Raw genomic sequence first — 25,104 nt, 5'->3', positions numbered from 1 at the left:
ACATACGCGGTACTTCAACCGCAGTACGTCGAGTGCCTCGCACTCGACGCTCGATATCCGTAAGCGCTGAAGCGCTAACGGCTATCGAGACAGACTTGTTATAGGATCAAGCCTTACGGGCAATTAGTATCGGTTAGCTGAACGCATTACTGCGCTTACACACCCGACCTATCAACGTCCTGGTCTCGAACGACCCTTCAAGGAGGTCAAGCCTCCAGGGATATCTCATCTTAAGGCGAGTTTCCCGCTTAGATGCTTTCAGCGGTTATCTCTTCCGAACATAGCTACCCGGCGATGCGACTGGCGTCACAACCGGTACACCAGAGGTTCGTCCACTCCGGTCCTCTCGTACTAGGAGCAGCCCCCTTCAAATATCCAACGCCCACGGCAGATAGGGACCAAACTGTCTCACGACGTTTTAAACCCAGCTCACGTACCTCTTTAAATGGCGAACAGCCATACCCTTGGGACCGGCTACAGCCCCAGGATGAGATGAGCCGACATCGAGGTGCCAAACACCGCCGTCGATATGAACTCTTGGGCGGTATCAGCCTGTTATCCCCAGAGTACCTTTTATCCGTTGAGCGATGGCCCTTCCATACAGAACCACCGGATCACTATGACCTGCTTTCGCACCTGCTCGACTTGTCGGTCTCGCAGTTAAGCACGCTTATGCCATTGCACTATCAGCACGATTTCCGACCGTACCTAGCGTACCTTCGTACTCCTCCGTTACCCTTTGGGAGGAGACCGCCCCAGTCAAACTGCCTACCATGCACTGTCCCCGATCCGGATCACGGACCAAGGTTAGAACCTCAAACAAACCAGGGTGGTATTTCAAGGACGGCTCCACCGAAACTAGCGTTCCGGTTTCATAGCCTCCCACCTATCCTACACAGATCGGTTCAAAGTCCAATGCAAAGCTACAGTAAAGGTTCATGGGGTCTTTCCGTCTAGCCGCGGGTAGATTGCATCATCACAAACACTTCAACTTCGCTGAGTCTCGGGAGGAGACAGTGTGGCCATCGTTACGCCATTCGTGCAGGTCGGAACTTACCCGACAAGGAATTTCGCTACCTTAGGACCGTTATAGTTACGGCCGCCGTTTACCGGGACTTCAATCAAGAGCTTGCACCCCATCATTTAATCTTCCGGCACCGGGCAGGCGTCACACCCTATACGTCCACTTTCGTGTTTGCAGAGTGCTGTGTTTTTATTAAACAGTCGCAGCCACCAGTTTATTGCAACCCCTTCACCCTCCTGGCGCAGGCCAGTCAAGCTACAAGGGCGTACCTTATCCCGAAGTTACGGTACCAATTTGCCGAGTTCCTTCTCCCGAGTTCTCTCAAGCGCCTTAGAATACTCATCTCGCCCACCTGTGTCGGTTTGCGGTACGGTCATCGTTAGACTGAAGCTTAGAGGCTTTTCTTGGAACCACTTCCAATTGCTTCGCTCCCGAAGGAGCTCGCGCCACACCCTTGAATTCCGCGCCCGGATTTGCCTAAGCGCCTTCTCCAATGCAGCGACCGGGACTTCCAACACCCGGACAACCTTCCGCGATCCGTCCCCCCATCGCATCTAACGACGGTGCAGGAATATTGACCTGCTTCCCATCAGCTACGCATTTCTGCCTCGCCTTAGGGGCCGACTCACCCTACGCCGATGAACGTTGCGTAGGAAACCTTGGGCTTACGGCGAGGGGGCCTTTCACCCCCTTTATCGCTACTCATGTCAGCATTCGCACTTCCGATACCTCCAGCATCCTTTACAAGACACCTTCGCAGGCTTACGGAACGCTCTCCTACCATGCGTGCAAGCACGCATCCGCAGCTTCGGTATATGGCTTAGCCCCGTTACATCTTCCGCGCAGGACGACTCGATCAGTGAGCTATTACGCTTTCTTTAAAGGGTGGCTGCTTCTAAGCCAACCTCCTGACTGTTTTAGCCTTCCCACTTCGTTTCCCACTTAGCCATATTTGGGGACCTTAGCTGGCGGTCTGGGTTGTTTCCCTCTTGACACCGGACGTTAGCACCCGATGTCTGTCTCCCGTGATTGCACTCTTCGGTATTCGGAGTTTGCTATGGCGGGGTAATCTGCAATAGACCCCCCAACCATGACAGTGCTCTACCCCCGAAGGTGAGACACGAGGCACTACCTAAATAGTTTTCGGAGAGAACCAGCTATTTCCAGGTTTGTTTAGCCTTTCACCCCTATCCACAGCTCATCCCCTAACTTTTCAACGTTAGTGGGTTCGGACCTCCAGTACGTGTTACCGCACCTTCATCCTGGCCATGGATAGATCACCTGGTTTCGGGTCTACGCCCAGCAACTGAACGCCCTATTCGGACTCGCTTTCGCTACGCCTGCCCTATACGGTTAAGCTTGCTACTGAACGTAAGTCGCTGACCCATTATACAAAAGGTACGCCGTCACCCCTTGCGAGGCTCCGACTGTTTGTATGCATGCGGTTTCAGGATCTATTTCACTCCCCTCCCGGGGTTCTTTTCGCCTTTCCCTCACGGTACTGGTTCACTATCGGTCGATCACGAGTATTTAGCCTTGGAGGATGGTCCCCCCATCTTCAGACAGGATTTCACGTGTCCCGCCCTACTTGTCGTACACCTAGTTCTTTCATACTGTTTTCGCCTACAGGGCTATCACCTGCTATGGCCGCACTTTCCAGAGCGTTCGGCTAACAATACAAATAAAGAGTACAAGGCTCATCCCATTTCGCTCGCCACTACTTTGGGAATCTCGGTTGATTTCTTTTCCTGCGGTTACTTAGATGTTTCAGTTCACCGCGTTCGCTTCACATGGCCTATGTATTCAGCCATGGATACTCCATAAGGAGTGGGTTTCCCCATTCGGACATCCCCGGATCAAAGCTTGTTTGCCAGCTCCCCGGGGCTTTTCGCAGGCTACCGCGTCCTTCATCGCCTGTGATCGCCAAGGCATCCACCACATGCACTTGTTCGCTTGACCCTATAACGAGTCTGTCTCGTTACAGGTTGAGTTCTCGCGTTGTGCCGTATTCCAAATTGAGTCGAACAATGAAGTTCGAATCATCTTGAGATACATCGATACAATCACAACCCGGATAGTTTCCACGTCCATCTCAAAGACGCTTCCGCTATCCAAATTACTTACTTCTTCCAGATTGTTAAAGAACGACAGCCGATACAGTTTCCTGCATCACTCTGACTGGCTCAATCGCCAATGCCAAATCCTCGGTTCGCTTTCGAACCAAGCACTTCGCATTGAAGATTGTGGTGGAGGCAGACGGGATCGAACCGACGACCCCCTGCTTGCAAAGCAGGTGCTCTCCCAGCTGAGCTATGCCCCCATACAGAGACGCCCCAGGTTTCCTTACGCCAGACAACTTGGTGGGTCTGGTTGGATTCGAACCAACGACCCCCGCCTTATCAAGACGGTGCTCTAACCGACTGAGCTACAGACCCCTGAGTCTGTCTTGATTTACAGCCGATAAGCGTGAGCGCTCAACTTCGCGAGCTAGCTCTGGAAAGGAGGTGATCCAGCCGCACCTTCCGATACGGCTACCTTGTTACGACTTCACCCCAGTCATGAATCCTACCGTGGTGACCGTCCTCCTTGCGGTTAGACTAGCCACTTCTGGTAAAACCCACTCCCATGGTGTGACGGGCGGTGTGTACAAGACCCGGGAACGTATTCACCGCGGCATGCTGATCCGCGATTACTAGCGATTCCAGCTTCATGCACTCGAGTTGCAGAGTGCAATCCGGACTACGATCGGTTTTCTGGGATTAGCTCCCCCTCGCGGGTTGGCAACCCTCTGTTCCGACCATTGTATGACGTGTGAAGCCCTACCCATAAGGGCCATGAGGACTTGACGTCATCCCCACCTTCCTCCGGTTTGTCACCGGCAGTCTCCTTAGAGTGCTCTTGCGTAGCAACTAAGGACAAGGGTTGCGCTCGTTGCGGGACTTAACCCAACATCTCACGACACGAGCTGACGACAGCCATGCAGCACCTGTGCGCCGGTTCTCTTTCGAGCACTCCCGAATCTCTTCAGGATTCCGACCATGTCAAGGGTAGGTAAGGTTTTTCGCGTTGCATCGAATTAATCCACATCATCCACCGCTTGTGCGGGTCCCCGTCAATTCCTTTGAGTTTTAATCTTGCGACCGTACTCCCCAGGCGGTCAACTTCACGCGTTAGCTACGTTACTAAGGAAATGAATCCCCAACAACTAGTTGACATCGTTTAGGGCGTGGACTACCAGGGTATCTAATCCTGTTTGCTCCCCACGCTTTCGTGCATGAGCGTCAGTATTGGCCCAGGGGGCTGCCTTCGCCATCGGTATTCCTCCACATCTCTACGCATTTCACTGCTACACGTGGAATTCTACCCCCCTCTGCCATACTCTAGCCTGCCAGTCACAAATGCAGTTCCCAGGTTGAGCCCGGGGATTTCACATCTGTCTTAACAGACCGCCTGCGCACGCTTTACGCCCAGTAATTCCGATTAACGCTTGCACCCTACGTATTACCGCGGCTGCTGGCACGTAGTTAGCCGGTGCTTATTCTTCCGGTACCGTCATCCCCCGACTGTATTAGAGCCAAGGATTTCTTTCCGGACAAAAGTGCTTTACAACCCGAAGGCCTTCTTCACACACGCGGCATTGCTGGATCAGGCTTTCGCCCATTGTCCAAAATTCCCCACTGCTGCCTCCCGTAGGAGTCTGGGCCGTGTCTCAGTCCCAGTGTGGCTGGTCGTCCTCTCAGACCAGCTACTGATCGTCGCCTTGGTAGGCCTTTACCCCACCAACTAGCTAATCAGCCATCGGCCAACCCTATAGCGCGAGGCCCGAAGGTCCCCCGCTTTCATCCGTGGATCGTATGCGGTATTAATCCGGCTTTCGCCGGGCTATCCCCCACTACAGGACATGTTCCGATGTATTACTCACCCGTTCGCCACTCGCCACCAGGTGCAAGCACCCGTGCTGCCGTTCGACTTGCATGTGTAAGGCATGCCGCCAGCGTTCAATCTGAGCCAGGATCAAACTCTTCAGTTCAAACCTGTTACTGTTTTCGGTTCTTTCGAACCGGTCGCTCACTCAAAGCTGACAGGTTATGAATTACTTCATAAACCTGACTTACTTTAGTGTGAGACTCTTGATACTTTTGCTATCCCGATCCGAGGATCGGGTCTCGCTCACATCAAGCGCCCACACTTATCGGCTGTTAGTTTTTAAAGAGCATTCTGCGAGAGGCATCAGGCCTTCCAGCAGCGCTGCGTTTTCAGCAGCAGAGAAGCGAGATTATGAACCGTGTTTCGCAGCGCGTCAACTACTTTTTGCTACATCGTTGCGACTGCGGGGTTCTTCTTCCTTCGCCGGCCGCGCGCCCAAGACTGCTGCACACCACCGACTCCGCTTCCCCTCTCGCGCCGCGTTGCCGTCAGCGCGAAAGAGGCGTGATTCTAGGCACCCCACTCCAATCGCGCAAGGGGTTTCGGAAAAAATATATGACCCCGCACGCTGCTGCGTGCGGGGTCATATATGCAGAACCTGCCCGGAACGGAACCGTCAGGCCACGCGCACCTGGCGCGCCACGATCTCCATATAGTGATCGAGATCCGGCGTCAGCTTGCCCGCCTCCTTCGCCGTATCGTCCCAGCGGCGCAGGCGCAGCGCGTCCTCCGCGAACGGACGCTGCAGGAACGTCATCGCCTCGTCGTCGCTGAAGATGCCGCCCTGCAGCGCGAGACTGCGGATCGAATCGGGCGACAGGCTCTCGAAGTAGCCGGCGTCGGTCCGGCACAGGCAACGCTTCGCGTCGACGTGCAGCCTGATCGGCTCGAGCACCGCATCCGAAAACAGCGGCCGCAAGAACGGCAGCACGAAATACTGATGCAGATCGTCGATGCCGCGCGCGCTCGGCGTCTCACCCTGGCGATTCAGCAAATGCCCGAGGTCGTGCAAAAACGCCGCCGCGACCAGCGCCTCGTCGGCGCCGGCCTGTTCCGCCAGCAGCCCGCTCTGCAGCGCATGCTCGAGCTGCGTGACCGGCTCCCCGCTATAGGCCACATGGCCGTGCTCGCGATACAAGCCGTCGATCTGTTCCACCGTCAGCGCCATCCGTCACTCCCAGGGCAAAGAGAAGGTCTTCAGGTTCGTGAAGCTCTTCATCGCCTCCTGAACGCCTTCCTTGTAACCGAGCCCCGAATCCTTGATCCCGCCGAACGGCGTCAGTTCGATCCGGTATCCGGGCACTTCCCATACGTTCACCGTGCCGACCTTCAACTCGTTGACGAACCGCACGACCGCCGCCGTGCTGTCCGTACAGACCCCCGACGACAGTCCGAACGCCGTACCGTTGCTGATCCGGATCGCGTCGTCGATGGTGTCGAACCGGATCACGGGCGACACCGGGCCGAAGGTCTCCTCGCGCACCAGCGTCATCGACGGATCGACATTGTCGAGCACGGTCGGCGCATACAGCGCGCCGCGCCGCAGGTTGCCGGCCAGCAGCCGCGCACCCCGCGCGACCGCGTCGCCGACCCGCGCCTCGAACAGCCGCGCCGCCGCCTCGTCGATCACGGTGCCCATTTCATTGGCGGGATCGAACGGGTCGCCGTAGGTCCACGCACGCGTCTTTTCGACCAGCGCCTCGGTGAACGCCGGCGCGATCGCGCGCTGCACGAGGATCCGCTTGACGGCCGTGCAGCGCTGCCCCGAATTCCGGTACGAACCGAGCGCCGCGAGCGTCGCCGCGCGTTCGGGATCGGCGTCGTCGAGCACGATCAGCGGATCGTTGCCGCCGAGCTCCAGCACGATGCGCCGGTAGCCGGCCTTCGCCGCGATCGCCTTGCCGATCGCGACGCCGCCGGTAAAGGTGATCAGCGATGCATGCGGATGCGTGACGAGCTCGTCCGCGATCTCGCGCGGATCGCCGGTCAATACCTGCAGCATCGGCTCCGGCAGCCCGGCCTCGTAAAGCAGGTCCGCCAGATAGAACGCCGACAGCGGCACCTTCTCCGACGGCTTCACGATCACGCGGTTGTTGGTCGCGATCGCCGGCGCGATCTTGTGCGCGACCTGGTTCATCGGATGATTGAACGGCGTGATCGCGACGATAACGCCGTCGAGCGGCTGCCGCTGCGAGAACACGCGGCGCGCCTTGCCGTGGGGCGTCAGGTCGCACGAGAAGCTCTGCGCATCGTCGCGCAGCGTCTCGACCGACGCGAACTTCAGCACGTCGGCGACGCGGCCGATCTCGTAGCGCGAATCGCGCTTCGACAGCCCCGACTCGAGCGAGATCAGGTCGGACGCTTCCTCGGTGCGTGCGCGCAGCAGCGCGGCCGCGCGTTCGAGGATCTGCGAGCGCTCGTAGCGCGTGAGGGCCGGCCGGTAGGCCAGCGCGTAGTCGAACGCGGCGCGCACGTCGTCGACGCTCGCGAGCGGCGCCGTGCCGACGCGGGCGCCCGTGTACGGATCGACGATGTCGAAGCTGCGTTCCCGCGTCGCGCGCGTCCCGCACCAGCGCAGCGCCTCTGCGCGAAACGCCGGATGATCCTGTCGCGGATGGGCCATCATGCTGCGATCCGGTTCAGCACGAAATCGAACACGTCGAAGTTCCGCGGACGACGTTCCGCATCGGTCCGCTCGATACGACGGTTGAACAGCAGCGGCACTTCCTGCTCCGACACGCCGCCATGCGAGCGCAGCGGCACGGTCAGGCCCGACAGGTCGTGCTCGCGCTCGCGCGTGCCGAGCGTCATGTCGCGACGCGCAATCACGACCAGATCGCCGATCCGGTCGGCCGGCAACTCGAAGCGCGCAGCGGCTTCCGCGTTGTCGAGCACGAGCTCGACGCCGTCGAGGCCGCCGATGCGCCAGATCGCGTCCGTGCGATCGACGCCGGGCGCCAGATACACGGTCGCGAACGAACCGAGCGCGCCGTGGTGCACGACGTACGGATCGGTGATCGGCAGGATCACGCGCGCGGACTGCGCGCCGAACCAGCCGTCGAACGCGTCCTGCAGATAGATCACGTTCGGCCGGCCCGTCGCGGGATCGTGCTTCGCATTCATCCCGTGATCGGCCGTGAGCCCGATCGCCCAGCCGAGCGCGTCGAGCTGCGCGAGATAGCCGTCCATCATCGCGTAGAACGCGTTCGCGCCGTCGGTGCCGGGCGCGCACTTGTGCTGCACGTAGTCGGTCGTCGACAGGTACATCAGGTCGATCTGGCGCGTCTGCGCGAGCCGCACGCCGGCCGCGAGCACGAATTCGGACAGCGCCGCGCTGTACACGTCCGGCGACGGCAGGCCGACCCAGTCGAGCACGTCGACGATGCCGTTCTCCGCGAGATTCGCCTGCGCGGCCTTCTCCGCGGAAAAGCACACGCCGTCCAGCTGCCAGCCGAGCAGCCGGCGCAGCTTGTCCTTCGCCGTCACGACCGCGACCCGCGCACCGGCATCGGACGCCGCCGCGAGCAGCGTGCCGGCCCGCAGGTAGGCCGGGTCGTTCATCATCACCTCGGCGCCGCGCCCGCCGTCGGCCGACGGATCCCAGAAGTAATTGCCGCAGATCCCGTGGACGGCCGGCGGCACGCCGCAGACGATCGACAGGTTGTTCGGGTTGGTGAAGGTCGGCACGACGCAGTCGGCGCGCCATGCCGTGCCTTCGGCGATCATCCGGCCGATGAACGGCGCGACACCGGCTTCGACGGCCCGTTCGAGATAGTCGTACTCGCAGCCGTCGACGCAGACGACCACCGTCGGCTCGACCGGCAGCCGGTAGCGGCGGCCGTTGACCTCGACCCAGCGGCCGGCGAGATCGGGCGCCGCACCGGCCGCCGCCGGTTGGCCCGGAACGCGCAACGCGAACGCGGCGTTCATGATGCCGCCCGCTTGCCGCGCGGCACGCGCGCAGCGATCAGCAGCAGCGCCGCGAGCGACGCGCCGAGCATCAGCAGCGACAGCGCCGACGCGGGCAGGTAGTAGCCGCGCTCGACCTGGCCGATCACGACGATCGGCACGGTCGCGAACCCGGGCGGATAAACCGTCAGCGTCGCGCCGAGCTCGCCGAGCGACAGCGCGAAGCCGAGCGCCAGGCTCGCGCGCAGCGCCGGCACGAGCTGCGGCAGCAGCACGCGGCGCAACACCATCGCGGGCGGCGCGCCGAGGCTCGCCGCGGCTTCGCGCAGCACGGTCAGTTCCGGGCGCAGCGCGGCGGCCGCGCAGCGATAGCAGAACGGCAGGATCAGCGCGAGCTGCACGAGCACGACGATCGCCGCCGAGCTCGACAGGTCGAGCGGCTTCTGGTGATACGCGATCAGCACCGCGAGCCCGAGCACGACGCTCGGCACGCCGTTCGGCACCATCACCAGCGCGTCGACGAGCGCGCCGAGCCCGCGCCGGTCGCGCCCTTCGAGCGCGAGGGCGAGCCACAGCCCGAGCATCGTGCCGAGCGCGGACACGCCGAAGCCGATCTCGAGGCTCGTCAGCAGCGCGTCGTACTCCGGCGACCCGAGCCGCTCGAACCAGCGCAGGCTGTAGCCGGCCGGCAGGATCGTGCCCGACCACTGCGTCGACACGCTCGACAGCGCGACCACGATGACCGGCAGCACGAACAACCAGAAGCACGCGAACGCGGCCAGCGCGAGCGCGACCCGCGACGCCTGCCTGAGCACCGCGTCGCGCCAGTCGATCGGGTGGCGCGGCACGGCCTGCCCGATACGAAATTCAGCGGACATCGTTTCCTCCCGTCGCACGCCGGTTCACCCGGCGATAAACCGCATACAGCGCCAGCGACAACGCCAGCATCACGACCGCGCCGGCCGATGCGGTCGGCAGGTCGAGGTCGACGGTCGCGCTGCTGTAGATCGCGACCGGCAGCGTCACGAGCTTCGCGCTGCCGAGCACGAGCAGGATCCCGAATTCGTTCAGCGTCAGCAGGAAGCACAGCACGGTGCCGGCGGCGATGCCCGGCCACGCGATCGGCAGCACCACGCGCCGCGCGAGCATCCAGCCGGACGCGCCGAGGCTGCGCGCCGCCTCGATCAGGCGCAGGTCGAGCGTCGCGAACGACGCGAGCGTCGGGCGCACGACGAACGGCGTATAGAACACCGTCTGCGCAAGAATCACGCCGCCGATGCCGAACAGGAAGTTCAGCGGCGGCTCGTCGAGATGGAACAGGTGCTGCAGCGCGATGCTGACCGAGCCTTGCGAGCCGTACAGGAAGATCAGCGTGAACGCGACGAGGAACGACGGAAACGCGACGTACAGTTCCAGGAAGCGCGTGACGAGCGAGGCGCCCGGGAACGGCTTGAAGAACAGCAGCGCGGCGAGCATCACGCCGAGCAGCGACGCGGTGCCGGCGCTCGCGAACAGCACGCCGAGCGTCGTCATCAGCACGTTGCGCGTGTCGGGATTGCCGAAGAAGGTCCGGTACGCGGCGAAGCTGAGCCCGTGATCGCCCGACACGCTCAACAGCACCAGCCTGACCAGCGGATAGACGACCAGCGGCCCGAGCACGACGATCGCCAGCCCGAGCAGGTGCAGGTCGCCCATGCGCCTGCGGCGCCGCGCGGCAGCGGCATGCGCGGCGGCCGACGCGAGCGCTTGCGGCGACAGGCCGGCTTCAGGGCTCGATAAGGACGACATCGTCTGCCTCGCAATGCAGGGAAACACGCGCACCGCGCTCGGGCGCCGCGGCGCGGCCGCGTTGCATCGTCACGCGCACGATTTCGTTGGGCGCCGCATCGAGCACGACCGTGATCGACAGGTCCGCGCCCTGCCATTCGACCGACGAAACGGCGCCGTGCATGCCGCCGGCGGCCGGCGGCATCAGCGTCAGGCGCTCGGGGCGCACGCACGCGACCTTGTCGCGCACCTCGTGGCGCGGATCGCCGAGCGGGAAAATCACGCGCGGCGGCAGCAGGTTCGCCGGGCCGAGATAGCGCGCGACATAGCCGTCGTTCGGCGCGTCGTACAGCTGCTGCGGCGTGCCGAGCTGCGCGATGCGGCCGTCGCGCATCAGCAGCGCGCGATCGGACAGCACCAGCGCGTCGTCGCGGTCGTGCGTCACGCAGACCACGGTCAGGTTCGGCAGGCGCTCGTGCAGCGCCTTCAGTTCGGTGCGCACCGACGCCCGCAGGTTCGCGTCGAGCGCGGACAGCGGCTCGTCGAGCAGCAGCACGTCGGGCTCGATCACGAGCGCGCGGGCCAGCGCGACACGCTGCTGCATCCCGCCCGACAGTTGCGCCGGCAGATGATGGCCCGCATCGCCGAGCTGCACGAGCTTCAGCGCGTCGGCGACGCGCCGCGTGACTTCGGCCGACGCCATCCCGCGCGCGCGCAGGCCGAAAGCGACGTTCTCGAACACCGACAGGTGCGGGAACAGCGCGTAATTCTGGAACAGCAGACCGAGATTGCGCTTGTGCGGCGGCGCATAGGTCAGGTCGCGACCGGCCACGGTCAGCGTACCGGTCAGGCCGTCGGCCTTCACGAAACCGGCGATGAAGCGCAGCAGCGTGGTCTTGCCGCAGCCGCTCTTGCCGAGCACGGTCAGAAATTCACCGGCGCCGATCGACAGCGACAGATCTTCCAGCACCGTGCGTGCGCCGTAGCGCACGCTCAGATGCTCGATCTGCACGCCGCCCGGCGCGCCGGACCGCTGCATCGCGCGCGGCTCGGCGGCGCCGAAAGCGCCGGGATGGTTCAGGGCGGTATCCACCGGGTTCATCCTCTTGCTCACTCACTACGGGCGGCGTGCGCCGATCACTTCGGCTTGACGACTTCGAGCTGCTTGCCCGAGCTGCCGATCACGTCCTTCTTCCAGCGCTCGATCCATACCGGCTTCTTCGCCATCACCTGGTTCCAGTCGACCGGAATCAGCTTCACGCCGGCGATCGCCTTCTTCACGGCCTCGCCGTTCTTGCCCGCCAGCGGCACGTCGGTGCGGCCCGGGATGCCGTACATGTCCGGCACCTTCGACTGCACTTCCGTCGACATCAGGTAGTCGATCAGCTTCTTGCCGGCGTCCTGGTTCGGGCCGCCCTTGATCAGGCCGATGCCGTACGGCAGCTGGAACGTGGTCGGCTGGTCGCCGTCCTTCGCCGCGAGGAAGATCGGCTTGACCGACAGCGCGCCGTGCTCGGCGTCGTCGAGGTCCATCTGCAGGTCGCCGTTCGCGACCGAGATCTCGTTGCGCGACAGCAGCACGTTCAGGTAGCCCGTGCCCTTGGTGTGGAACTTCACGCTCTGCGACAGCTTCGCGAGATAGTCGAACGCCTTGTCCTCGCCCATCAGCGTGGTCGTCAGGATCAGCACGGCCATCCCGTCGCCAGCCGTTGCCGGGTTCGAGTACGCGACCTTGCCGGCATAGCTCGGCGACAGCAGGTCGGCGAACGTCTTCGGCTGGTTCTTCACGACGTCGGGATTGATCGCGAACGAGAAGTAGTTGTTCACGAAGGTCGCCCACGTGCCGTCCTCGGCCTTCGCGATCGCCGGCACGTTCTTGTAGTTCACGCTCTGGTACGGCTGCAGCAGGCTCATCTGGCCGGCTTGCTGGATGAACGGCGGCAGCGTGACGATCACGTCCGCCTTCGGGGAATTCTTCTCGATGTTCGCGCGGTTCACGACCTCGCCGCTGCCCGCCGTCACGATGTTGACCTTCACGCCTTCCTTCTTCTCGAAGGCCGGCAACACGTCGCGATAGAGATTCTCGAGGCCGTCCGCCGTGTACAGCACGACGGCGTTCGCCGCGTGCGCCGGCAACGCGGGGCCCAGCAGAGCGGCGGCGCCGGCGGCCAGCGCAAGCTTGCGGAACGCGCCGGCAGCGGCGCGCGAGGAATTCTGCAGTGTCATCTCACTTCTCCGTAGGCGGAACACCAAACGGCCGGGGCACGGTCCGGCATCTTTATCCGGGCGAGCCGACAGCCGGCCCGCCTCGCCGCCGCGCAGCGGGTGGTCTTGCGCGGCAACCGAAGGATCACAGCCTTCGATGACAAACCCGTGACGAATGCCACAATTTCCAAAAAATGACACATTTTGCCAATATCATGCAAGTCATTCAGAAAGGCCGTCCGGCGTTTCCCATCCGATCATTGCTGGAGAAAAACCATGCCCCATCCGATTCTGCTTACCCCGGGCCCGCTCACCACGTCCGCCACAACACGCCACGCAATGCAACAGGACTGGGGCTCATGGGACACCGCTTTCAACCGGTTGACGGCCACCGTCTGCGCGGATCTCGTCGACATCGCGCGCGGCGGCGACCAGTACGTGTGCGTGCCGATGCAGGGCAGCGGTACGTTCGCGGTCGAGGCCGCACTGGGCACGCTGGTGCCGCGCGACGGCGTCGTGCTGGTGCCCGATAACGGCGCGTACTGCGCGCGCATCCTGAAAATACTGGGCCGGCTCGGCATCGACGCGATCGCGCTGCCGTTCGGCGAAGACGCCGCCGTCGATCCGGCCGCGGTCGAGGCCGCGTTGGCGCGCGAGCCGCGCATCACGCACGTCGCGCTCGTGCATCTGGAAACGAGCGCCGGCATCCTGAATCCGCTCGACGCGATCGCGGCCGCCTGCCGGCGGCACGGCAAGCGGCTGATCGTCGACGCAATGAGCTCGTTCGGCGCGCTGCCGATCGTGCTGGCGGACAGCGGCATCGACGCGCTGGTCTCGGCCAGCGGCAAGTGCCTCGAAGGCGTGCCGGGAATGGGGTTCGCGATCGTGCGGCGCGACGCGCTGGAGGCGAGCGAAGGCCACGCGCGGTCGCTCGCGCTCGATCTGCACGACCAGTATGTGTATCTGCGCAAGACCGGCCAGTGGCGCTTCACGCCGCCGACGCACGTGATCGCCGCGCTGCGCGCCGCGCTCGACCAGTACCTCGCCGAAGGCGGCCAGCCCGCGCGCGGCGCGCGCTACGCGGAGAATTGCCGGACGCTCGTCGACGCGATGCGCGCGCTCGGCTTCACGCCGTTTCTCGACGCGCGCGTGCAGGCGCCCGTGATCGTCACGTTCCACGCGCCCGCTCATCCGGCCTACGATTTCCGCCGCTTCTACGACGCGGTGCGCGACGCGGGCTTCATCCTGTATCCGGGCAAGCTCACGCAGCTCGAGACATTCCGCGTCGGCTGCATCGGCGCGATCGATTCGAACGACATCCGGCGCGCGGTCGCCGCGATCGCGCAGGCGGTCGAATCGCTCGGCATCGGGCTGCAGCCCGCGTAATCGGGATAGGGGCGGTCAGTTAACCTGACCGATCCCCTCCCACACCACCCGGCATGCGGGTCCGCACCGGGCGGTTGGAATGGTTGAGGTTGCCGGGCTTGTGTTGCTCCCGACCCGACACCCAGGTTCGCTGTTGTCTGCTTCACCGAAACTGATTCCTCGCTGCCTGGGCCTGTCGGGCTTCACCCTATCCACCGTTCGGCGAGCTTCACTTACGCGAACATCTGAGGCTATTCACTTCCGAGAACCAGAGGGCTTGCCCTCCCATTCCTTCGGCCCTTCGCTGGCAGCTTTAGCCTTCCCGGCCACACCACCTCACTACTACGGCCTCTGCTGACTTCTCGCTCCGGTCTGCACCGTCGCCCTTTCAGGCACAAGGCGAGATCTCCCCAGGTAAGAACGCACTCCTTCATCGCACAACCGCCGTATTTACGCCGCTTCGCTTTGGTCACGAGAGCTTTGCGGTTTGTTGCCCGCTCGCCCTACTCGGCAGCGCCTTCTATACGGTTCTTGTCCATCGGCTCGCGATTTACGCTCCACGCTTCCTCCCCACACTCGGTCGCCCTCATGCAGTTGCGCTTCACTTCATTCGCCATGACCAGCTTATGGCGGGACTTTCACCCGCAGGAGTGCGCCCATGCTGGGCGCACAACAAAAATGCCCGGCGGTCGGCGACCGCCGGGCGAACGCACGCGACGTGCGTGGAGAAGAGACTTACAGTTCGATCCGCTTGATGTCGCCGACGACGAAGATGTACGACAGCGCGCCGACCAGCGCGATCGCGCCGATGAACACGAGCGCACCGACGAACGACCCGGTCGACGCGACGATGAAGCCGACGACGAGCGGCGTGACGATGCCCGCCAGGTTCGCCGCGAGGTTGAAGATGCCGCCCGTGACGCCGAGCAGGCCGTCCGGCGCGATGTCCGACACGAGCGTCCAGCCGAGCGCGGCCATCCCCTGCGCGAAGAATGCGACCGACATGATCGCGATCACGGCCTCGTTGCTCTGCACGTAGTTCGCGAGAATGATCGTCGACGCGAGCAGCAGGCCTGCGATGATCGGCAGCTTGCGCGCGAGGTTCGCGGACTTGCCGCGACGCAGCAGCCAGTCCGAGAAGATCCCGCCGAACATCACGCCGATCGACGCCGCGATGAACGGCATCACCGCGAAGAAACCGATCTTCAGCCAGCCCATGTGGCGCTCGGTCGCGAGATAGGTCGGGAACCAGGTCAGGAAGAACACGAGCGTCGAGTTGCCGGCGAACTGGCCGAGGCAGATGCCCGCGAGCTGGCGCTTCTTCAGCAGCCGGCCGGCCATCGCCCAGCTGAACGGCTTGGGCGCGGGCCGGTCGTCCTTGCGCACGCCGTGCACGAGGCCGCCGCCCGCCTCGATGTAGGCGAGTTCCTCGGTATTTGCGCCCGGGTGGTTGCGCGGCTCGTGATAGAACTTCCACCAGACCAGGCCGAACGCGATGCCGATTGCGCCGACCACCCAGAACAGCGAGCGCCAGCCGAACGCGCCCATCAGTGCGAACAGCACGGGGCTGAAGAACGCGAGGCCGATGTATTCGCCGACGGTGTAGGTGCCGGTCGCCATCGCGCGTTCGTTCTGCGGGAACCACGTCGCGACGACGCGGCTGTTGGTCGGGAAGCACGGCGCTTCCGCGACGCCGAGGCCGAGACGGCACGCGAGCAGCGTCGCGACGCCGGGCACGAAGCCTTGCAGGAACGTGCACAGCGACCACAGCGTCATCGACCAGTAATAGGTCACCTTGCTGCCGAAACGGTCGAGAAAGAGGCCGCCGGGCACCTGCGCGACGACGTACGTCCACGAGAACGCCGAGAACATGATGCCCATCACGGCCGCGTTGATGCCCAGTTCCTTGGTGAGCTGCGGCGCAGCCACCCCGAGCACCGTGCGGTCGAGATAGTTGATCATCGTGCCGATCGCGAGCAGCGCGAGGATCTTGTAGCGCGCCGACGTGCGCCGGAGCGTGCCGGCCGCCTGCGCCGGCGCGGCGCTCGTGTGGGTGGTGTGCTGCATGGTCGTCTCCTGGTCTCTTTCTCGAATGGGTCAGCGCGCGATCAGCGACTGAAAGTGCTCGAACATCCGTTCGGCGTCGGGCGTGCGGCCGGTGAAGATCTCGAACGCATCGACGGCCTGGTAGACGGCCATCCCGCCGCCCGGCAGCGTCGCGCAGCCCGCCGCGCGGGCCGCACGGATCAGTTCGGTTTCGAGCGGGAAATACACGATGTCGGCCACCCACATGCCCGCGTGCAGCAGGTCGGCCGGCAGCGGCAGGCCCGGATGCTTGATCATGCCGGTCGGCGTCGCGTGGATCAGGCCCGTCGCGGCGCGCGTCGCGGCCGCGAGATCGCCGCCCGCCGCGACGCGCGCGGCCGGGAAGCGCTGCTGCAATTCATCGGCGAGTGCCGTGGCGCGCGTGCCGTCGACGTCGAAGATCGTCAGTTCGGCCGCGCCCATCTGCAGCGCCGCGTGTGCGACGGCCGCGCCGGCGCCGCCTGCGCCGAGCTGGACCACGCTTGCGAGCGACGCGCCGGGCAGCCCGCGGCGGAACGATTTCGCGAAGCCCGACCAGTCGGTGTTGTGGCCGGTGCGCTTGCCATCCTTGAACAGCACGGTGTTGACCGCGCCGAGCGCGCGCGCGTCGTCGGACAGCGCGTCGAGATGCTCGATCACGCGCTGCTTGCACGGATGCGTGATGTTCAGCCCGTTGAAGCCCATCCGCTGCGCGGCATCGAGCAGTTGCGGCAGCGCGTCGACGCCCACGCCGAGCACGTCGAGATCGATGCGCCGGTATACGTAGCCGAAGCCCTGCCGGAAACCCTCTTCCTCATGCATCGCCGGCGACAGCGAACCGCCGATGCCCTGGCCGATCAGGCCGATCAGAAACGACGGACGGCTCATCGCGCGGCTCCTTGCGCAAACAGGGTCGACAGGCGCTGCAGCGCGAATACGTAGCCTTCGGTGCCGCAGCCGCAGATCACGGCTTCGGCGATCGCCGATACATACGAATGGTGACGGAACGCCTCGCGGCGATGCACGTTCGAGATATGGACCTCGATCACCGGCTTCGCGATCGCCGACAGCGCGTCGGCCAGCGCGACCGACGTATGCGTATACGCGGCCGGGTTGATCACGATGCCGTGCGTGTCGTGGCGCGCGGCATGCAGCCAGTCGATCAGCTCGTGCTCGGCGTTGGACTGGCGGAACTCGACCTCCAGCCCGAGCGCTTCTCCGGCCGCGCGGCAGCGCTGCTCGACGTCGGCGAGCGTTTCCGCGCCGTAGATATGGGGCTCGCGCGTCCCCAGCAGATTCAGGTTGGGGCCGTTCAGCACCAGCACCTTGCGCTTGCTCATCGTGATTCCGCTCCAGAAACGAGGGGCGGATCGCTGCGTGCACCGCCCCGTGATAGTGGGATTCGGCGCTAGTGTGCGCCTGCACAACAACCTTGTCTTTTCGGGTTTTCGCTTATTTGTACCATCTAGTTAGTTTGTATAATTCCGCTTACCCACCCAGTAAACTCGGGATATCGCGCGTCCGATGAACTCAATGACTGGTTCATTTCGGGCCAAACCGGCCGGCGCCGCGCCCGCTTACCCGCAGGATTCGCTCATGCAGCGCTCGATCGCCACCGTGTCCCTGTCCGGCACGCTCGCCGAGAAACTCGCCGCCATCCAGGCGGCGGGCTTCGACGGCGTCGAAATCTTCGAGAACGACCTCGTCTACTTCGACGGCTCGCCCGCCGACGTCCGGCGCATGGCCGCCGATCTCGGCCTCGACATCGTGCTGTTCCAGCCGTTTCGCGACTTCGAGGGCGTGAGCGCCGCGCAACTGGCGCGCAATCTCGACCGCGTGCGCCGCAAGTTCGACGTGATGCACGCGCTCGGCACCGACCGCATCCTGGTCTGCAGCAACGTGTCGCCCGACACGATCGCGGACGATGCGCTGCTGATCGACCAGCTCGGCGCGCTCGCGGAGGCGGCCCGACAGGCCGGCGTCGTCGTCGCGTACGAAGCGCTCGCGTGGGGGCGCATCGTGAACCGGTACGGTCATGCGTGGCGACTCGTCGACGCGGTGAACAGCCCGCACCTCGGCCTCGCGCTCGACAGCTTCCACACGCTGTCGCTCGACGATTCGCCGGACGCGATCGCCGACATCCCCGGCGACCGGATCGCATTCGTGCAGATCGCCGACGCGCCGAAGCTCGCGATGGACGTGCTCGAATGGAGCCGCCATTACCGCTCGTTCCCCGGCCAGGGCGACTTCGACCTCGCCCGCTTCACCGCGCGCGTGATCGAGTCCGGCTATACGGGGCCGCTGTCGCTGGAAATCTTCAACGACGGCTTCCGCGCGGCGCCGACCGCGATCACGGCCGCCGACGGCCACCGCTCGCTGCTGTATCTGGAAGAACTGACGCGCGCCCGGCTCGCGCAGGACGGCCGCGCGCCGGGCGCCGACCAGCCGCTGTTCGCGCCGCCGGCGCCGCCCGCGCACGTCGGGTTCCAGTTCATCGAATTCGCGGTCGACGCGCAGGCGGCGGCCACCGTCGGCGAATGGCTGGGCCGGATGCGCTTCCGGCTCGCCGGCCGCCATCGGTCGAAGGACGTCACGCTGTTCCAGCACGGCGCCGCGTCGATCGTTCTGAACGCGGAGCGCGACTCGTTCGCCGATGCGTTCTTCCAGCAGCACGGGCTGTCGCTGTGCGCGTCGGCGTTCCGCGTCGACGACGCGAAAGTCGCGTTCGAACGCGCGGCCGGCTTCGGCTACGCGCCGTTCTCGGGCCGCGTCGGGCCGAACGAGCGCGTGCTGCCGAGCGTGCAGGCGCCGGACGGCAGCCTCGAATATTTCGTCGACGAGGCGCCGAACGCGCCGACGCTGTATGAATCGGATTTCGTGCTGACCGATATCGACGGTCCGGTCGAAGTCGGTCCGCTGACCGGTATCGACCACGTCTGCCTCGCGCTGCCGGCCGACGCGCTCGATACGTGGATCCTGTTCTTCAAGACGGCGTTCGGCTTCGAAGCCGAGCGCAGCTGGCTGGTGCCCGATCCGTACGGGCTGATGCGCAGCCGCGCGGTGCGCAGCGCGGACGGCTCGGTACGGATCGCGCTGAATGCGTCGGTCGACCGGCACACGGCCGTGGCCGAATCGCTCGACCGCTACCACGGCACGGGGCTGAACCATGTCGCGTTCCGCACCGACGACATCGTGAAGACGGTCGCCGCGTTCGCGGCCGACGGCGTGCCGTTCCTGCGCATCCCGGCCAACTACTACGACGACCTCGCCGCGCGCTATGCGCTGCCGGACGCGCTGATCGACACGCTGAGCGCCCACCATCTGCTGTACGACCGCGACGAGCGCGGCGGCGAATTCCTGCACGCGTATACGGAACTGGTCGACAACCGCTTTTCGCTCGAAATCGTCGAGCGGCGCGGCGGTTATGACGGGTACGGCGCCGCGAACGCGGCCGTGCGGCTGGCCGCGCAGGCGCAGCGCAGGAAATAGGGGAAGAACGGGAACTCCGAAGCGGAGCGGGGCCGGATCGTATCAACCGTCGCGACCGCGCGTTAAGGCCGGTGTTCGAACCGACGCTCCGGCTCCCTTCGGCTGTGCGCCCCGACCGCCGTCCCGGCCATCGAATCGAGGAGAATCGGGCCGCCGCGCCCCCGCCGACGCCCCAAACCGCAACAAAACTTCTTTCGGCCTTCCGTACGACGTTACATGCCGTAACTCGCCCGACGCCGCAGCATCGCGGGGCACCCCGCGGTTTTAAGAATCGCTTAAGTCTTGCTCGGCACCATCCGTCTCCAAACCCGAAGAATCTCTCGAAAACGGAGGATAGCGATGAGCGCCGTAGAAGCACCCGCGGGCCGCCCGGCCGCACCCCCAGTGAAAAAGACGATGCTGCGCCGCCTGCTCAGTCATCACGAAATCGCGACACTGCTCGTCCTGCTGCACGCGCCGATCGGCGCGAACGCCAAACCCGAGCTGCCGGCGCTGCAGGAAGCCGGTCTCGTCGAAATGGTCAAGCTCGACGCCGATACCGCACCGAGCTTCCGCCTGACCGAAAACGGCACGGCCGTCCTGAAGGGGCTCGGCTACCGCTGAGCGGCCGCCTTCTCCCTAGCATTTCCGCACTTCCCTACTTGCGCCGCGTCGGCTTCGCCGGCGCGGCATCCTACCCCGCCCGCTCCTGCAGCATCATCCGGTATTCCGTCGGCGTGACGCCGACCGTCGCCTTGAACTGGCGCGTAAACGCGCTGTGATCCGTGTAGCCGCATAGCGCCGCGACGTCGGTCACCTTGTCGTGCGTGACGAGCAGCGCGGTCGCCGCGTCGAGCCGCGTCTTCAGCAGCACCTGCCGCGGCGTCAGGTGAAACACCTTGTGGAAATAGCGCTCGAGCTGCGCGACCGACATCCCGGCCATCTGCGCGAGCTGCTTCAGGTTCAGCGGCTGCACGTAGTGATCCTGGATGTGCTGGACCACGTCCGCGAGCCGGCTGTATGCCGGATGCGACCCTTCGTGCGCGCGCAGGTCGCGCGAAATGCCCGCGAGGCCGACCACCTTGCCGGCCGCGTCGCGCAACGGCTCCTTGCAGGTCAGGCACCAGCCCGGCAGCCGCCCCGGATACAGGTGCAGTTCGAGCTGGTCGGTCAGTTGCTGGCCGGCGTTGATCGTCGCCATGTCCTGCTCGAAATAGCTGCGGCCGAAGCGGCGCGGAAACACTTCGTCGGTCGTCTTGCCGAGCAGCTCGCGCTTGTCCTTGTAGCCGCAGCGCATCGCGAGCGTGCGATTGACGAGCGCGTAGCGGCCGTCGGCGTCCTTCACGAAGAACGCGACGTCGGGCAGCGCGTCGAATACCGGCTCGAGCAGGCGGAAGTGCGCGAGCATCGCGTCGAGGTCGGCGTTGCCGGACGGGTGGCGCAGCGTGTCGGACAGGCTCATGGAAGGTGCGGCAAGCGTGGTCGTCATCCCGGCATCCGCGAAGCGAGTGGCTGATGGCGTCGATTATAGGGGCGCCGCGCCACCGCGCCGGTCGCGCACGCGCGCAGTGCCGTCGCGAATCCCGAAATCGCCATCGTAGAAACAGCACCGCATCGCGTCTTGGCCCGACTGCGCATTCGCGATGACGATTTCAGCATATACAGGGTTATCGACGATATGCCGATATCGTCGCCGCGCGCGCATCGAACGCGCAAGACGCGCGCATTTTCGCTACCTAGACTTCGCTCCACGGTCACGAGACGACATTCGGCCACCGCCGCAGCCGCGGCACCCGGCATCCAGCCGCAACCGCGGCGCAAGCCGATTCCGGCACAACCGGACAAGGCCCGCAAGCCGCGGCGCGCGGCCCCGCTGCACGGCTGTCGCGCCGGGCCGCCGCACGACGCGTCTCGCCCCGCTTACCGCCGCCGGCCGCAACCGGCGAGCCCAACCACGCCATCAAGGGGAAGTGAAAGTGAAGCTGAAGGTATCGCACGTCGCGCTGGCCGCTGCCTGCGCGTTCTCGGGCGCGCACGCCATCGCCGCCGAGGTCGTCAAGATCGGTTTTGCCGCGCCGCTCACGGGCCCGCAGTCGAACTACGGCACGGACATGCAGAAAGGCGTGCAGCTCGCGATCGCCGATTTCAACGCGACCGGGCCGACGATCGGCGGCAAGCCCGTCACGTTCCAGCTCGACTCGCAGGACGACCAGGCCGATCCGCGCACCGGCACGACGGTCGCGCAGCGCCTGATCGACGACAACGTACGCGGCATCGTCGGCCACTTCAACTCGGGCACCAGCATTCCGGCGTCCGACCTGTACGATCGCGCGGGCCTGCCGCAGGTGTCGATGGCGACGTCGCCGCAATACACGGCGCGCGGCTACAAGACGACCTACCGCCTGCTGACGAGCGACGCGCAGGCGGGCCGCATCGTCGGCACGTACGCGGTGAAGAACCTGCACTTCAAGCGCATCGCGATCATCGACGACCGCACGGCCTACGGCCAGGGCATCGCCGACGAATTCGCGAAGGCCGTGCAGGCCGCGGGCGGCACGATCGTCAAGCGCGACTTCACGAACGACAAGGCGCTCGACTTCTCGGCGATCCTGACCAACCTGAAGGGCATCAACCCGGATGCGATCTTCTACGGCGGCGGCGATGCACAGTCGTCGCCGATGATCCGCAAGATGCGCCAGCTCGGGATGAAGTCCGCATTCGTGACGGGCGAGATGTCGCGCTCGCCGACCTTCCTGAAGGTCGGCGGCGAAGCGGCCGAAGGCGCGATCGTCTACATGGGCGGGCTGCCGAAGGAAAAGATGCCCGGTTTCGCGGGCTACGCGGCGCGCTACAAGGCGCGTTTCAACGAAGACGTGATCACCTACTCGCCGTACGCCTACGACGGCACGATCGCGCTGCTCACCGCGATGAAGAACGCGAATTCGACCGATCCGAAGGTGTACACGCCGTATCTCGGCAAGGTGTCGATCAAGGGCGTGTCGGCGCCCAGCATCGCGTACGACGCGAAGGGCGACCTGAAGGACGCACCCGTGACGATCTACCGCGTCGAGCACGGCGCGTTCAAGCCGGTCGACACGATCGCCGGCAACTGAGCGCCGGCGGCGCGCACACGGCACGCCCGGCGCGCGCCTCTCCATGTGCCGCTTCCCGCCGAAGTCGAAGCCGCCCTCGACCTGCGCCGTCCGCGCGCATTTCGCGCTCCTGTAGAATCCCCCCACCCGCTTTGACGCTTCGTCTCCGCCGCGCCCCATCCCGGTGCGGCGGCGCGTGTGTCGCACGTCCATCCGACGCGCGACGCGCCTTCCGACGACGCAGGTTGCGCCCTCGCCAGTCCACGTCGATAGCGGGCCCCGGAGACGCAGCACCGACAACAACATTCGAAAACCGATCGTCCTGACCATGCAAGCTTCCGAATTGAGCGGCGTGCCTCGCGCCGCCGAACGCGCGCTCACGCGCAGCGACTACAAGACCCTCGGCCTCGCCGCACTCGGCGGCGCCCTCGAGTTCTACGACTTCATCATCTTCGTGTTCTTCGCGCCCGCGATCGGGCAGCTGTTCTTCCCGCACGACATTCCCGACTGGCTGCGCCAGCTGCAGACGTTCGGCATCTTCGCGGCCGGCTATCTCGCGCGTCCGCTCGGCGGCGTGATCATGGCGCACTTCGGCGACCTCGTCGGCCGCAAGCGGATGTTCACGCTGAGCGTGCTGATGATGTCCGTGCCGACGCTGCTGATGGGCCTGCTGCCGACCTACGACACGATCGGCATCCTCGCGCCGGTGTTGCTGCTGCTGTTCCGCATCCTGCAGGGCGCGGCGGTCGGCGGCGAAGTGCCAGGCGCATGGGTGTTCGTCTCCGAACACGTGCCGTCGCGGCACATCGGCTACGCGTGCGGCACGCTGACCTCGGGCCTGACGGCCGGCATCCTGCTCGGCTCGCTCGTCGCCGCCGGCATCAACAGCCGCTACTCGACAGCCGAAGTCGCCGCGTTCGCGTGGCGCATCCCGTTCCTGCTCGGCGGCGTATTCGGGCTGTTCTCGGTGTACCTGCGCCGCTGGCTGCACGAGACGCCGGTGTTCGCCGAGATGAAGGCGAAGAAGGCGCTCGCCGCCGAGATTCCGCTGAAGGCCGTGCTGCGCGACCACGGCCGCGCGGTGATCGTGTCGATGCTGCTCACGTGGATGCTGTCGGCCGCGATCGTCGTCGTGATCCTGATGACGCCCGCGCTGCTGCAGAAGCAGTTTCACCTGACGCCCGCGACGACGCTGTTCGCGAACAGCATCGCGACGCTGTGCCTGACGGCCGGCTGCATCTGCGCGGGTTCGCTCGCGGGCTGGATCGGCGCGAAGCGCGTGCTCGGCATCGGCGGCCTCGTGCTGGCCGCGTGCTACTACCTGCTGTTCGTGCAGGTCGCGGCCGACGCGTCGACGCTGCCGCTCTACTACGGCATCGCGGGCTTCATGGTCGGCACGATCGGCGCGGTGCCGTTCGTGATGGTCAAGAGCTTCCCGGCCGTCGTGCGCTTCTCGGGCATCTCGTTCTCGTACAACGTCGCCTATGCGATCTTCGGCGGCCTCACGCCGGTGATCGTGTCGCTGATGATGAAGTCGAATCCGCTGGCGCCGGTCGTGTACGTCGCGGCGATCTGCGTACTCGGCGCGATTGCCGCGCAGTTCGCGAAGGATGCGAAGGCGGATGCGCCGCACTGAGCGGCAGCACACCGGCCGTCCATGAACGAAGGGCCGAATCCCGCGGCGTGCGGGATTCGGCCCTTCTGCTTTATCCGGTGTGCCGACTCGGCGAGCGGCGTCGCGCGCTCAGCGCAGGCTGCCGTACGACGAGCTCGGCCGGCGCAGCGCATCGATGCTCGCGCCGCCCGCGCCCGTGACGAACAACAGCAGGAAGCCGCCGGCAATCGCGATGTTCTTCCAGAAGTGAATCACCATGTCGTGCTGGACCGCGGCGTCCGTCGCGTCCCAGAAATTGTGCCCGACCATCGCGGTCGCGACCGTGTAGAGCGCCATCAGCAGCGCGAGCGGCTTCACCTTGTAGCCGACGATCAGCAGCAGGCCGCCGAGCGCCTCGATCGCGACGACGACCGGCGCCAGGTACTGCGCAAACGGCACGTTCAGGCCACGCAGATAGCCGACGAAATCGCCATAGCCGAGCAGCTTCATCACGCCGCCCCACAAAAACAACGCCGCCAGCGCCAGGCGTGCGAAAAAAATGACGCCGGAATCGACGGAACGCGTCATGCCTCTCTCCTCGTAGGTCGTTCATCCGGCCGTCCGGGTGCGCCGGGACGGCCCGGGGGCCTGCGGGCCCCGGCAAATGGGCCAGAATAGAGGCTCTTTCC

The 25,104-nt window shown here is 64.8% G+C and carries 17 protein-coding genes, 2 tRNA genes and 2 rRNA genes; 5 read left to right on the top strand and 16 right to left on the bottom strand.

Annotated elements, in window-relative coordinates; genetic code table 11:
• Positions 1-102: 102 nt before the first annotated feature.
• The 11 genes from WS57_RS01675 to phnS all read right to left on the bottom strand — a co-directional run bounded on the left by WS57_RS01675 (position 103) and on the right by phnS (position 12,853).
• Positions 103-2,983, bottom strand: a 23S ribosomal RNA gene (locus WS57_RS01675).
• Between the two features lie 285 nt (positions 2,984-3,268).
• Positions 3,269-3,344, bottom strand: a tRNA-Ala gene (locus WS57_RS01670).
• A gap of 38 nt (positions 3,345-3,382) precedes the next feature.
• Positions 3,383-3,459: transfer RNA gene (locus tag WS57_RS01665), tRNA-Ile, on the bottom strand.
• 62 nt (positions 3,460-3,521) lie between these two features.
• A 16S ribosomal RNA gene (locus WS57_RS01660) occupies positions 3,522-5,054 on the bottom strand.
• Together the 16S and 23S rRNA genes with 2 tRNA genes alongside form the textbook arrangement of a ribosomal RNA operon.
• A 513-nt stretch (positions 5,055-5,567) precedes the next feature.
• On the bottom strand, positions 5,568-6,119 hold the full coding sequence (locus WS57_RS01655) for a phosphonate degradation HD-domain oxygenase (protein ID WP_069243659.1): 552 nt from the start codon (positions 6,117-6,119) through the stop codon (positions 5,568-5,570).
• A 3-nt stretch (positions 6,120-6,122) separates the two neighbouring features.
• On the bottom strand, positions 6,123-7,577 hold the full coding sequence (gene phnY, locus WS57_RS01650; protein ID WP_069243658.1) for a phosphonoacetaldehyde dehydrogenase: 1,455 nt from the start codon (positions 7,575-7,577) through the stop codon (positions 6,123-6,125).
• Entirely contained in the window at positions 7,574-8,881 is a 1,308-nt protein-coding gene (gene phnA / locus WS57_RS01645) for a phosphonoacetate hydrolase (protein WP_059515389.1), read from the bottom strand. The genes phnY and phnA overlap by 4 nt, the downstream gene beginning before the upstream one ends.
• Complete coding sequence (gene phnV, locus WS57_RS01640) at positions 8,878-9,738, bottom strand: 2-aminoethylphosphonate ABC transport system, membrane component PhnV (protein ID WP_040130979.1); 861 nt, start codon at positions 9,736-9,738, stop codon at positions 8,878-8,880. Before phnV ends, phnA begins: the two co-directional genes overlap by 4 nt.
• Entirely contained in the window at positions 9,728-10,648 is a 921-nt protein-coding gene (locus tag WS57_RS01635) for a 2-aminoethylphosphonate ABC transporter permease subunit (protein WP_059515390.1), read from the bottom strand. The genes phnV and WS57_RS01635 overlap by 11 nt, the downstream gene beginning before the upstream one ends.
• Entirely contained in the window at positions 10,626-11,729 is a 1,104-nt protein-coding gene (gene phnT / locus WS57_RS01630; RefSeq protein ID WP_059515391.1) for a 2-aminoethylphosphonate ABC transport system ATP-binding subunit PhnT, read from the bottom strand. Before phnT ends, WS57_RS01635 begins: the two co-directional genes overlap by 23 nt.
• Before the next feature lie 35 nt (positions 11,730-11,764).
• The gene (gene phnS, locus WS57_RS01625; protein ID WP_009691533.1) at positions 11,765-12,853 is read right to left on the bottom strand and encodes a 2-aminoethylphosphonate ABC transporter substrate-binding protein; all 1,089 of its coding nucleotides are present in this window, start codon (positions 12,851-12,853) and stop codon (positions 11,765-11,767) included.
• Between the two features lie 255 nt (positions 12,854-13,108).
• Between phnS and WS57_RS01620 the strand changes: the two genes are divergently transcribed.
• On the top strand, positions 13,109-14,218 hold the full coding sequence (locus WS57_RS01620) for a 2-aminoethylphosphonate--pyruvate transaminase (RefSeq protein WP_069243657.1): 1,110 nt from the start codon (positions 13,109-13,111) through the stop codon (positions 14,216-14,218).
• 714 nt (positions 14,219-14,932) lie between these two features.
• On the opposite strand, the gene WS57_RS01615 is transcribed toward WS57_RS01620, so the two are convergent.
• Genes WS57_RS01615 through aroQ form a run of 3 tightly spaced genes read right to left on the bottom strand, consistent with a single transcriptional unit; the run spans position 14,933 to position 17,601 of the window.
• Positions 14,933-16,264 (bottom strand): MFS transporter, encoded by a 1,332-nt coding sequence (locus WS57_RS01615; protein WP_059516097.1) that lies wholly within the window; start codon positions 16,262-16,264, stop codon positions 14,933-14,935.
• Between the two features lie 30 nt (positions 16,265-16,294).
• On the bottom strand, positions 16,295-17,149 hold the full coding sequence (locus WS57_RS01610; protein WP_059482243.1) for a shikimate dehydrogenase: 855 nt from the start codon (positions 17,147-17,149) through the stop codon (positions 16,295-16,297).
• Positions 17,146-17,601, bottom strand: coding sequence for a type II 3-dehydroquinate dehydratase (gene aroQ, locus WS57_RS01605; protein WP_009690003.1), 456 nt, complete (start codon positions 17,599-17,601; stop codon positions 17,146-17,148). The genes WS57_RS01610 and aroQ overlap by 4 nt, the downstream gene beginning before the upstream one ends.
• Before the next feature lie 256 nt (positions 17,602-17,857).
• Here aroQ and WS57_RS01600 point away from each other — a divergent pair, with 256 nt between their 5' ends.
• Entirely contained in the window at positions 17,858-19,750 is a 1,893-nt protein-coding gene (locus tag WS57_RS01600; RefSeq protein ID WP_060300994.1) for a bifunctional sugar phosphate isomerase/epimerase/4-hydroxyphenylpyruvate dioxygenase family protein, read from the top strand.
• Positions 19,751-20,089: 339 nt separating this feature from the next.
• The gene (locus WS57_RS01595) at positions 20,090-20,353 is read left to right on the top strand and encodes a hypothetical protein (RefSeq protein ID WP_040130971.1); all 264 of its coding nucleotides are present in this window, start codon (positions 20,090-20,092) and stop codon (positions 20,351-20,353) included.
• 70 nt (positions 20,354-20,423) lie between these two features.
• Here the strand turns inward: WS57_RS01595 and WS57_RS01590 are convergent, their stop codons facing one another.
• Entirely contained in the window at positions 20,424-21,218 is a 795-nt protein-coding gene (locus WS57_RS01590) for an AraC family transcriptional regulator (RefSeq protein ID WP_009690008.1), read from the bottom strand.
• Between the two features lie 487 nt (positions 21,219-21,705).
• Here WS57_RS01590 and WS57_RS01585 point away from each other — a divergent pair, with 487 nt between their 5' ends.
• Complete coding sequence (locus WS57_RS01585) at positions 21,706-22,842, top strand: branched-chain amino acid ABC transporter substrate-binding protein (RefSeq protein WP_040130970.1); 1,137 nt, start codon at positions 21,706-21,708, stop codon at positions 22,840-22,842.
• Between the two features lie 307 nt (positions 22,843-23,149).
• Entirely contained in the window at positions 23,150-24,457 is a 1,308-nt protein-coding gene (locus WS57_RS01580) for an MFS transporter (protein WP_040130969.1), read from the top strand.
• A 108-nt stretch (positions 24,458-24,565) separates the two neighbouring features.
• Here WS57_RS01580 and WS57_RS01575 read toward each other — a convergent pair whose 3' ends face one another.
• Entirely contained in the window at positions 24,566-25,003 is a 438-nt protein-coding gene (locus WS57_RS01575; RefSeq protein ID WP_009690012.1) for a DoxX family protein, read from the bottom strand.
• Between the last annotated feature and the right edge of the window lie 101 nt (positions 25,004-25,104).

Source organism: Burkholderia pseudomultivorans (assembly GCF_001718415.1).
GTDB lineage: Bacteria > Pseudomonadota > Gammaproteobacteria > Burkholderiales > Burkholderiaceae > Burkholderia > Burkholderia pseudomultivorans_A.
This window is presented reverse-complemented; position numbering and strand designations above follow the sequence as displayed.